The sequence below is a fragment of the Streptomyces solincola genome (genome assembly GCF_002982015.1).
GTDB lineage: Bacteria > Actinomycetota > Actinomycetes > Streptomycetales > Streptomycetaceae > Streptomyces > Streptomyces solincola.
The window spans coordinates 1-10,340 of record NZ_PVLV01000299.1; the positions used below are offsets into that span (position 1 = coordinate 1).

Sequence of the window (10,340 nt, forward strand, 5' to 3'; positions counted from 1 at the left end):
CTACCCGCCCACCCCGCACGGCACCGTCTTCCCCTTCCGCCGGATCTTCGCGGTGGCCCGCAGGGAGGGGTGAGGGCCGGGCCCCCCGACCGGGTGGTGCCACTGCCCTGTGCCGGACACCGGGGCGCCGCGTCCGGCGGCGTCCCGGTGTCGCCCGCGCCGCGCCGGCGGGCGCGCCCCCGCACGAAGGCCCGGCCACGGGCTGCGCCACCGGCCGGGCCGTCACCGGGGCCTCGGCCCCCGCCCCTCAGCTCTTGCGGTGCCCTATCAGCCGGGGCTTGGCCTCCATGCCGTCCAGGCCGTGCCAGGCGAGGTTCACCAGATGCGCGGCGACCTCGGCCTTCTTGGGCTTGCGGGCGTCCAGCCACCACTGGCCGGTCAGCGCCACCATGCCCACCAGCGCCTGTGCGTACAGCGGGGCCAGCTTCGGGTCGAAGCCGCGGTTCTTGAACTCCATGCCGAGGATGTCCTCGACCTGGGTGGCGATGTCGGAGATCAGCGAGGCGAAGGTGCCGGTGGACTGGGCGACCGGCGAGTCCCGCACCAGGATGCGGAAACCGTCGGTGTACGTCTCGATGTAGTCCAGCAGCGCGAACGCCGCCTGCTCCAGCAGCTCGCGCGGGTGCCCGGCGGTCAGCGCGCCGGTGACCATGTCCAGGAGTTGGCGCATCTCGCGGTCCACCACCACCGCGTACAGCCCCTCTTTGCCGCCGAAGTGCTCGTACACCACCGGCTTGGAGACCCCCGCCTTCGCGGCGATCTCCTCCACCGAGGTGCCCTCGAAGCCCCGTGCGGCGAAGAGCGTGCGGCCGATGTCCAGCAGTTGCTGCCGGCGCTCCGCGCCCGTCATCCGCACCCGGCGCCCGCGCCGGGGCTTGTCGTTTCCGCTGCCGCTGCTGCCGTCGATCGCCACGGCGTCCATCATGCCGCGTGCGCGGAACTGTCCTGCCGCCGGGCCGCGATCCGCTCCTTGCTCGGCCAGCGCACGTCGTACGCCCAGCCCAGCTTCTCGAACCAGCGGATCAGCCGCGCGCTGGAGTCGATCTGCCCGCGCATCACCCCGTGCCGCGCCGACGTCGGGTCCGCGTGGTGCAGGTTGTGCCAGGACTCACCGCAGGACAGCACCGCCAGCCACCACACGTTGCCCGAGCGGTCCCGGGACTTGAACGGGCGCTTGCCCACCGCGTGGCAGATGGAGTTGATCGACCAGGTGACGTGGTGCAGCAGCGCCACCCGCACCAGCGAACCCCAGAAGAACGCGGTGAACGCGCCCCACCACGACATGGTGACCAGACCGCCGACGACAGGCGGGATCGCCAGCGAGACGATCGTCCACAGCACGAACTGCCGGGAGATCGCGCGCAGCGCCGGGTCCTTGATCAGGTCCGGGGCGTACTTGTGCTGCGGGGTCTGCTCCTCGTCGAACATCCAGGCGATGTGCGCCCACCACAGGCCCTTCATCAGCGCCGGCACACTCTCGCCGAACCGCCACGGCGAGTGCGGGTCGCCCTCCGCGTCGGAGAACTTGTGGTGCTTGCGGTGGTCGGCCACCCAGCGCACCAGCGGACCCTCCACCGCCAGCGACCCCATCACCGCCAGCGCGATCCGCAGCGGCCGCTTCGCCTTGAACGAACCGTGCGTGAAGTAGCGGTGGAAACCGATCGTGATGCCGTGGCAGCCGATGAAGTACATCGCCACCAGCAGCCCCAGATCCAGCCAGCTCACCCCCCAGCCCCACGCCAGCGGCACCGCCGCGACCAGCGCCACGAACGGCACGACGATGAACGCCAGCAACGCGAGCTGCTCCACCGACCGCTTGCTGTCCCCGCCGAGGGTGGCAGAGGGCACATGCGGGGCGGCGTCCGGCCGTGCCGCGGACTCCGCGGGGGGCGCCTCGGGGGTAGTGGTCATGGAGATCCTCAGGGGGTGAGGGAAAGGGAGGAGGGGGACCGCACCAGCGGTACGGTACCTACGGAACCGTAACCTACGGCGACGTAAGTATGGCAGTGCCCGACGGCGCGGCACGAGGGGCGCAGAACCCGCCGCCGACCCGGCGACCTATCCTGGGACCCGCCGGACAGCGTGGTCCGCGAGCTTTCAGTACCCCTCCAGACGTGCTCAAACACTGCAAGGAGCCGCACCTGTGAGCAGTGCCGACCAGACCGCAGGCCGCGCCGACCAGGCCGCCACCGCCAACGCCGAGCTGCGTTCCGACATCCGCCGACTGGGCGACCTCCTCGGCGAGACGCTCGTGCGCCAGGAAGGCCCCGCCCTCCTCGAACTCGTCGAGAAGGTCCGCCACCTCACCCGCGAGAACGGCGAAGCCGCCGCCACCCTCCTCGGCGACACCGACCTGGAGACCGCCGCCCGGCTCGTACGCGCCTTCTCCACCTACTTCCACCTCGCCAACGTCACCGAGCAGGTGCACCGCGGCAAGGAGCTGCGCGCCCGCCGCGCCGCCGAAGGCGGCCTGCTCGCCCGCACCGCCGACATGCTCAAGGACGGCGACTCCGCCCACGTACGCGACACCGTGCGCAACCTCAACGTGCGGCCGGTGTTCACCGCCCACCCCACCGAGGCCGCCCGGCGCTCCGTCCTCAACAAGCTCCGCCGCATCGCCGAACTGCTGGAGACCCCGGTCATCGCCTCCGACCGGCGCCGCCACGACCTGCGCCTGGCCGAGGCCATCGACCTCATCTGGCAGACCGACGAGCTGCGCGTCGTCCGCCCCGAGCCCGCCGACGAGGCCCGCAACGCCATCTACTACCTGGACGAACTGCACGCCGGCGCGGTCGGCGACGTCCTGGAGGACCTGGCCGCCGAGCTGGAGCGGGTCGGCTACGAACTGCCGGCCGGCACCCGCCCCCTCACCTTCGGCACCTGGATCGGCGGCGACCGCGACGGCAACCCCAACGTCACCCCGGCCGTCACCTGGGACGTGCTGATCCTCCAGCACGAGCACGGCATCAGCGACGCCATCGAGCTGATCGACCACCTGCGCGGCCAGCTCTCCAACTCCATCCGCTACGCCGGCGCCACCGACGAGCTGCTCGACTCCCTCAAGGCCGACCTCGACAAGCTCCCCGAGATCAGCCCCCGCTACAAGCGGCTCAACGCCGAGGAGCCCTACCGGCTCAAGGCCACCTGCATCCGGCAGAAGCTCCTCAACACCCGCGAGCGCCTCGCCCACGGCACCCCGCACACCGAAGGCCGCGACTACCTCGGCACCGCCGACCTCCTCGCCGACCTCACCCTCGTGCAGACCTCGCTGCGCGCCCACCGAGGCGGCCTGTTCGCCGACGGCCGGCTCGACCGCACCATCCGCACGCTCGCCGCCTTCGGCCTCCAGCTCGCCACCATGGACGTCCGCGAACACGCCGACGCCCACCACCACGCCCTCGGCCAGCTCTTCGACCGGCTCGGCGAGGAGTCCTGGCGCTACGCCGACATGCCCCGCGACTACCGGCGAAAGCTCCTCGCCAAGGAGCTGCGCTCCCGCCGGCCGCTCGCCCCCACCCCGGCCCCGCTCGACGAGGCCGGACAGAAGACCCTCGGCGTCTTCCACACCGTCAAGGAAGCCTTCGAGCGCTTCGGGCCCGAGGTCATCGAGTCCTACATCATCTCCATGTGCCAAGGCGCCGATGACGTCTTCGCCGCCGCCGTCCTCGCCCGCGAAGCCGGCCTGATCGACCTGCACGCCGGCTGGGCCAAGATCGGCATCGTCCCGCTCCTGGAGACCACCGACGAGCTCAAGGCCGCCGACGTCATCCTCGACGGCATGCTCGCCGACCCCTCCTACCGCCGCCTGGTCTCCCTGCGCGGCGACGTCCAGGAGGTCATGCTCGGCTACTCCGACTCCTCCAAGTTCGGCGGCATCACCACCAGCCAGTGGGAGATCCACCGCGCCCAGCGCCGGCTGCGCGACGTCGCCCACCGCTACGGCGTACGGCTGCGCCTCTTCCACGGACGCGGCGGCACCGTCGGCCGAGGCGGCGGCCCCTCCCACGACGCCATCCTCGCCCAGCCCTGGGGCACCCTCGAAGGCGAGATCAAGGTCACCGAGCAGGGCGAGGTCATCTCCGACAAGTACCTCGTCCCCTCCCTCGCCCGGGAGAACCTGGAACTGACCGTCGCCGCCACCCTCCAGGCATCCGCCCTGCACACCGCACCCCGCCAGTCCGACGAGTCCCTCGCCCGCTGGGACGCGGCCATGGACACCGTCTCCGACGCCGCCCACACCGCCTACCGCAAGCTCGTCGAAGACCCCGACCTGCCCACCTACTTCCTCGCCTCCACCCCCGTCGACCAGTTGGCCGACCTCCACCTCGGCTCCCGCCCCTCCCGCCGCCCCGGCTCCGGCGTCTCCCTGGACGGCCTGCGCGCCATCCCCTGGGTCTTCGGCTGGACCCAGTCCCGGCAGATCGTCCCCGGCTGGTACGGCGTCGGCTCCGGCCTCAAGGCCCTGCGCGAGGCCGGCCTCGACGAGGTCCTCGACGAGATGCACGAGCGCTGGCACTTCTTCCGCAACTTCCTCTCCAACGTGGAGATGACGCTCGCCAAGACCGACCTGCGCATCGCCCGCCACTACGTCGAGACCCTGGTGCCGGAGAACCTCCAGCACGTCTTCGCCACCATCGAGGCCGAACACGCCCTCACCGTCGCCGAAGTCCTCAAGGTCACCGGCGGCAAGGAACTGCTCGACTCCAACCCGGTCCTCCAGCAGACCTTCGCCATCCGCGACGCCTACCTCGACCCCATCTCCTACCTCCAGGTCTCCCTGCTGGACCGCCAGCGCACCGCCGCCGCACGCGGCGACGAACCCGACCCGCTGCTCGCCCGCGCGCTGCTGCTCACCGTCAACGGCGTCGCCGCCGGCCTGCGCAACACCGGCTGACACGTCCACACGACAAGGGGGGCGCCCGGCCGCACAGCCGGGCGCCCCCTCCTCGTACACCCACGTCTCACACGGTGAGGAACGTCCCCACCAGCAGCAGACCGCCCAGCCCCGCCGCCGACCAGGCCAGCCTCGGCAGCCGCAGCCCGCCGCCGACCACCAGCGCCGCCAGCAGCAGCGCCCCGCCCAGCGGCAGCCAGGCGTGCAGCCCCCCGCCCAGACCCGTCCGCACCAGCTCACGGCTGTCCGGCTTCACCACCACCGGATACGTGCCGTCCGACCGCACCGCCACCGACCGCTCCACGGTCAGGTCCCTGCGCACCGGACCCGGACCCTCCGGGTCGAACCGGCCCGTGCACACCTCCGCCGAGCACCCCGTCACCACCAGCGTCCCGTGCTCCCGCCCCTGCGACAGCAGCACATGCTGGGCGTCCCCCCACGACGCCCACGCCCCCGCCACCACCAGCAGCAACGCCACCAGCCCCATCAGCGCGGCCCGCGCGAACGGAAGCGGCGACCTGCGCCCGGGGACGGCGGCGGCCTTCGGTCTCCTGCCAGCGGCACTCCTGCTCATGGCCCGCGATCCTTGACCACATGACCATGCCCGGTCAAACCCCGGCGGGAGACCGCCTCAGGAGTTGTACGCCGACTGCGCCCGCTCCAGGCCCTCGGTGACCAGGCACTCCACCGCGTCCGCCGCCCGGTCCACGAAGTAGTCCAGCTCCTTGCGCTCCGCCGAACCGAAGTCCTTCAGAACGAAGTCGGCCACCTGCATCCGCCCCGGCGGCCGCCCGATCCCGAACCGCACCCGGTGGTACTCGGCCCCCATCGCCTTCGTCATCGACTTCAGCCCGTTGTGACCGTTGTCACCGCCGCCCAGCTTCAGCCGCAGCACCCCGTAGTCGATGTCCAGCTCGTCGTGGACCGCCACCACACCCGCCACCGGCACCTTGTAGAAGTCCCGCAGCGCGGACACCGGCCCACCCAACAGGTTCATGAACGACATCGGCTTCGCCAGCACCACCCGCCGGCTCCCCGGCCCCGGCGAGCCGAACCGGCCCTCCACCACCTGCGCCTGCGCCTTGCCCGCCCGCTTGAACTTCCCGCCCATCCGCTCCGCCAGCAGATCGGCCACCATGAACCCCACGTTGTGCCGGTTGCCCGCGTACTCCGGCCCCGGATTGCCCAGCCCGACCACCAGCCAGACCGAAGAGCTCTCGTCCACCCTCGCCATCCCCTCGCCGACCCGTCCTACCGGAAACGTACGGGGTGGCGGGCCCATGCGGCCCACCACCCCGTCACTCACCGGCGCACGCCCTCAGGCGACGCCCGCCGGCGCACGCCGTCAGGCACTCAGCCCTCGGAGGACTCGTCACCCTCGGCAGCGGCGGCCTCGGGGGCCTCCTCGGCCTCCTCGTCCGCAGCCGGCTCCTCGGCCTGCGCGGCCACGACCTGGAGGACCACCGCGTCCTCCTCGGCGGCCAGCGTGACGCCCTTGGGCAGCTCGACGTCCTTCGCGACGATCGAGGCGCCGGCCTCCAGGCCCTCCACCGACACGGTGAAGGACTCCGGGATGTGGGTGGCCTCGGCCTCGACCGGAAGCGCGTTCAGCACGTGCTCCAGCAGGTTGCCGCCCGGGGCCAGGTCGCCCTCGGCGACGACCGGGACCTCGACGGTGACCTTCTCGCCGCGCTTGACCAGCAGCAGGTCCACGTGCTCCAGGAAGCCCTTCAGCGGGTCGCGCTGCACCGACTTCGGGATGGCCAGCTCGTTGCCCTTGCCGTCGATGTCCAACGCGATCAGCACGTTCGGGGTACGCAGCGCCAGCAGCAGCTCGTGGCCCGGCAGGGTCAGGTGCACCGGGTCCGAACCGTGGCCGTACAGCACACCGGGAACCTGGTCGGCACGGCGGATACGGCGGGCGGCGCCCTTGCCGAACTCGCTGCGGACCTGGGCGGAGATCTTCACCTCGGACATAAGCACTCCTCGTAGGAAGTCAGACGCATCAACGTCAACGGTCGTGGGGTCACCCGGCCACGACTGGACTTGGCCTGCTACGAAGAGCGCGTCGATAACGGACCACCGCACCCGCGCGGACCTCGCGGTCCCGCACCGGTCACGGCCTCCCTCGCCGAGCAACCCGACCAGTCTAACCGACCGCGGAACGCCCCCCGACCGGGCAGCCGCAGGCCCGCCGGCGAACGGCGGGAGGCCGCCCCGACCAACGGCCGGGACGGCCTCCCACCAGCGTTCACACACCCGTACGGGTGGCTACGCCTGCTCCTCGAAGAGGCTCGTCACCGAACCGTCCTCGAACACCTCGCGCACCGCACGCGCGATCGTCGGCGCGATCGACAGCACCGTGATCTTGTCCAGCTCCAGCTCGCTCGGCGTCGGCAGCGTGTTCGTCAGCACGAACTCGCTCACCTTCGAGTTCTTCAGCCGGTCCGCCGCCGGACCCGACAGGATGCCGTGCGTCGCGGTGACTATGACGTCCTCCGCGCCGTGCGCGAACAGCGCCTCCGCCGCCGCGCAGATCGTGCCACCGGTGTCGATCATGTCGTCCACCAGCACGCACACCCGGCCCTCGACCTCGCCGACGACCTCGTGCACCGTCACCTGGTTCGCGACGTCCTTGTCCCGGCGCTTGTGCACGATCGCCAGCGGCGCGTCCAGCCGGTCGCACCAGCGGTCCGCGACCCGCACCCGGCCCGCGTCCGGCGAGACCACCGTCAGCTTCGAGCGGTCCACCTTCGCGCCCACGTAGTCCGCCAGCACCGGCAGCGCCGACAGGTGGTCCACCGGACCGTCGAAGAAGCCCTGGATCTGGTCCGTGTGCAGATCCACCGTGAGGATCCGGTCCGCACCCGAGCACTTCAGCAGGTCCGCCACCAGACGGGCCGAGATCGGCTCACGGCCCCGGTGCTTCTTGTCCTGCCGGGCGTAGCCGTACGACGGGATGATCACGGTGATGCTCCGGGCCGAGGCCCGCTTCAGCGCATCGATCATGATCAACTGCTCCATGATCCACTTGTTGATCGGAGCCGTGTGGCTCTGCATCAGGAAGCAGTCCGCGCCCCGCGCCGACTCCTGGAAGCGGACGTAGATCTCACCATTGGCGAAATCGAACGCCTTCGTCGGCACCAGCCCCACACCGAGCTGGTGCGCGACCTCCCGGGCCAGCTCGGGGTGGGCGCGGCCGGAGAAGAGCATCAGCTTCTTCTCGCCGGTCGTCTTGATCCCGGTCACAGCACTGTCTCCTCAGACGAGTTCCCTGGCCGCGAACCACCGACGACGCACCGCCGCGCAAGCCAGCCGAAATTGTGTGCATGTATCACGGTACGCCGAGATGAGCGCACCCGTTTCCGGTCAACCCTCATCCGAGGCCCCGTCCACACCCCGCTCCGACGCCTCCGCGGCCGCCTGCGCCGCCGCACTCCCCGGCCGCTTGCGCGCCACCCAACCCTCGATATTCCGCTGCTGGCCCCGCGCCACCGCCAGAGAACCCGCCGGAACATCCTTCGTGATCACCGAGCCGGCGGCCGTGTAGGCACCGTCCCCCACCGTGACCGGCGCCACAAACATGTTGTCCGATCCCGTCTTGCAGTGTGAGCCGATCGTCGTGTGGTGCTTCGCCTCACCGTCGTAGTTCACGAACACGCTCGCCGCCCCGATGTTCGTGTACTCCCCGATCGTCGCGTCCCCCACGTACGACAGGTGCGGGACCTTCGTCCCCTCGCCGATCGAGGCGTTCTTCATCTCCACGTACGTCCCGGCCTTCGCCTTCGCCCCCAGCCTCGTCCCCGGCCGCAGATACGCGAACGGCCCCACCGACGCCGCCTCACCGACCTCCGCGCCGTCCGCCACCGTGTTGTCCACCCGCGCGCCCCGGCCCACCACCGTGTCCCGCAACCGCGAGTTCGGACCCACCTCCGCGTCCTCACCCAGATGCGTCGCCCCCAGCAACTGCGTCCCCGGATGCACCACCGCGTCCCGCTCGAACGTCACCGTTACGTCCACCCACACCGACGACGGATCCACCACCGTCACCCCGGCCGCCATCGCCGCCTCCAGCAACCGCGCGTTCAACAGCGCCCGCGCCTGAGCCAACTGCACCCGGTTGTTGATCCCCGCCACCTCGCGGTGATCACCCGCCACCGACGCGCCCACCCGGTGCCCCGCCTCCCGCAGGATCCCCAGCACGTCCGTCAGATACTCCTCACCCTGGCTGTTGTCCGTCCGCACCTTCCCCAGCGCGTCCGCCAGCAGCCGGCCGTCGAACGCGAACACCCCCGAATTGATCTCCCGGACCGCCCGCTGCTCCTCCGACGCGTCCTTGTGCTCCACGATCGCCGTCACCGCGTCCGACCCCGCGTCCCGCACGATCCGCCCGTACCCCGTGGCATCCGGCACCACGGCCGACAGCACCGTCACCGCGTTGCCGTCCGCCGCGTGCGTCGCCACCAGCTCCGCCAGCGTCCCGCCCGACAGCAGCGGAGTGTCCCCGCACACCACCACCACGGTCCCCGCCAACGCGTCCGCCCCCAGCTCCTCCAGAGCCATCCGCACCGCGTGCCCGGTCCCGTTCTGCTCCGCCTGCACCGCGGTCCGCGTCCCCGGATACACCTCCGCCAGGTGCGCCGTCACCTGCTCCCGCGCATGCCCCACCACCACGCACAACTGCGCCGGGTCCAGCTCACGGGCAGCGGAGACGACGTGCCCCACCAGGGAACGTCCGCAGATCTCGTGCAGGACCTTGGGGGTCTTCGACTTCATGCGGGTGCCCTCACCCGCGGCGAGGACGACGACGGCGGCCGGGCGTGTGGCGCTCACGGGTATGCCCTTCGGCTTTCGGGGTGTGGACAACCGCAGGATACCTAGGCGTTAACCCCCCGAAACGGGGGCGGGCCCCGGCGGTCGCTCTGTGCGACTGCCGGGGCCCGACTTGTCGGCCCGGTGAGGACTCGAACCGGAGAAACGCTCCCGGGGGAGGACTCGAACCCCCATGATCAGAACCAAAATCTGACGTCTTGCCCTTAGACGACCCGGGATAGTGCTTATGTCCGCTTTCGCCAGTCAGGCGCGGACGCAGCCCCTACTATGCCGCACCAGGAGCCCTCGGTGCGACGGTAGGGATCGGCGCTGCTGCGAACGCGCACCAGACGGCAGTCCCGGTCGTCGCCACCCGTGTTCAGGCGAACGGCGGGATGATCCGCGCGGAGCCCGGGCTCATCAGAAACGGGTGGTTCCGGCTCGTAGGGTGGAGGCATGACCACAACGGGGGCAGAGCAGGGCGCCGCGGGTCGGACCACCCGCGGCTGGTGGTGGTGGGAGCGGCGGCGCGGCGCCGTGCTGGACGTGGTGCTGGCGGTGTTGTCGGCGGCGGAGTGCGCGGCGGAGGGGGTGGAGTTCTCCCGGAACGCGGGGGTGCCGACGGCGTTGGGGG

Annotated in this window: 8 protein-coding genes and 1 tRNA gene; 1 reads left to right on the plus strand and 8 read right to left on the minus strand. The window is 71.3% G+C overall.

Features of this window, described 5'->3' with window-relative positions; translation table 11 throughout:
- Positions 1-247 precede the first annotated feature (247 nt).
- The gene (locus C6N75_RS19605; RefSeq protein WP_256105312.1) at positions 248-922 is read right to left on the minus strand and encodes a TetR/AcrR family transcriptional regulator; all 675 of its coding nucleotides are present in this window, start codon (positions 920-922) and stop codon (positions 248-250) included.
- Positions 922-1,911, minus strand: coding sequence for an acyl-CoA desaturase (locus tag C6N75_RS19610; RefSeq protein ID WP_105870218.1), 990 nt, complete (start codon positions 1,909-1,911; stop codon positions 922-924). Before C6N75_RS19610 ends, C6N75_RS19605 begins: the two co-directional genes overlap by 1 nt.
- 232 nt (positions 1,912-2,143) lie before the next feature.
- On the opposite strand from C6N75_RS19610, the gene ppc reads away from it, so the two are divergent.
- Complete coding sequence (ppc, locus tag C6N75_RS19615) at positions 2,144-4,894, plus strand: phosphoenolpyruvate carboxylase (RefSeq protein WP_105870219.1); 2,751 nt, start codon at positions 2,144-2,146, stop codon at positions 4,892-4,894.
- 67 nt (positions 4,895-4,961) lie between these two features.
- Here ppc and C6N75_RS19620 read toward each other — a convergent pair whose 3' ends face one another.
- The 6 genes from C6N75_RS19620 to C6N75_RS19645 form a co-directional block, all read right to left on the minus strand.
- Positions 4,962-5,468, minus strand: coding sequence for a hypothetical protein (locus tag C6N75_RS19620; protein ID WP_407703246.1), 507 nt, complete (start codon positions 5,466-5,468; stop codon positions 4,962-4,964).
- Positions 5,469-5,525: 57 nt separating this feature from the next.
- On the minus strand, positions 5,526-6,119 hold the full coding sequence (gene pth, locus C6N75_RS19625) for an aminoacyl-tRNA hydrolase (RefSeq protein WP_258177504.1): 594 nt from the start codon (positions 6,117-6,119) through the stop codon (positions 5,526-5,528).
- Between the two features lie 128 nt (positions 6,120-6,247).
- Positions 6,248-6,871 carry a 50S ribosomal protein L25/general stress protein Ctc gene (locus C6N75_RS19630; RefSeq protein WP_105870222.1) on the minus strand — a complete coding sequence of 208 codons (624 nt, stop codon included), beginning with the start codon at positions 6,869-6,871 and terminating at the stop codon, positions 6,248-6,250.
- Positions 6,872-7,165: 294 nt separating this feature from the next.
- Positions 7,166-8,143 carry a ribose-phosphate diphosphokinase gene (locus C6N75_RS19635; RefSeq protein ID WP_105870223.1) on the minus strand — a complete coding sequence of 326 codons (978 nt, stop codon included), beginning with the start codon at positions 8,141-8,143 and terminating at the stop codon, positions 7,166-7,168.
- A gap of 120 nt (positions 8,144-8,263) precedes the next feature.
- Positions 8,264-9,727, minus strand: coding sequence for a bifunctional UDP-N-acetylglucosamine diphosphorylase/glucosamine-1-phosphate N-acetyltransferase GlmU (gene glmU / locus C6N75_RS19640; protein ID WP_105870224.1), 1,464 nt, complete (start codon positions 9,725-9,727; stop codon positions 8,264-8,266).
- Positions 9,728-9,874: 147 nt separating this feature from the next.
- Positions 9,875-9,945: transfer RNA gene (locus C6N75_RS19645), tRNA-Gln, on the minus strand.
- Between the last annotated feature and the right edge of the window lie 395 nt (positions 9,946-10,340).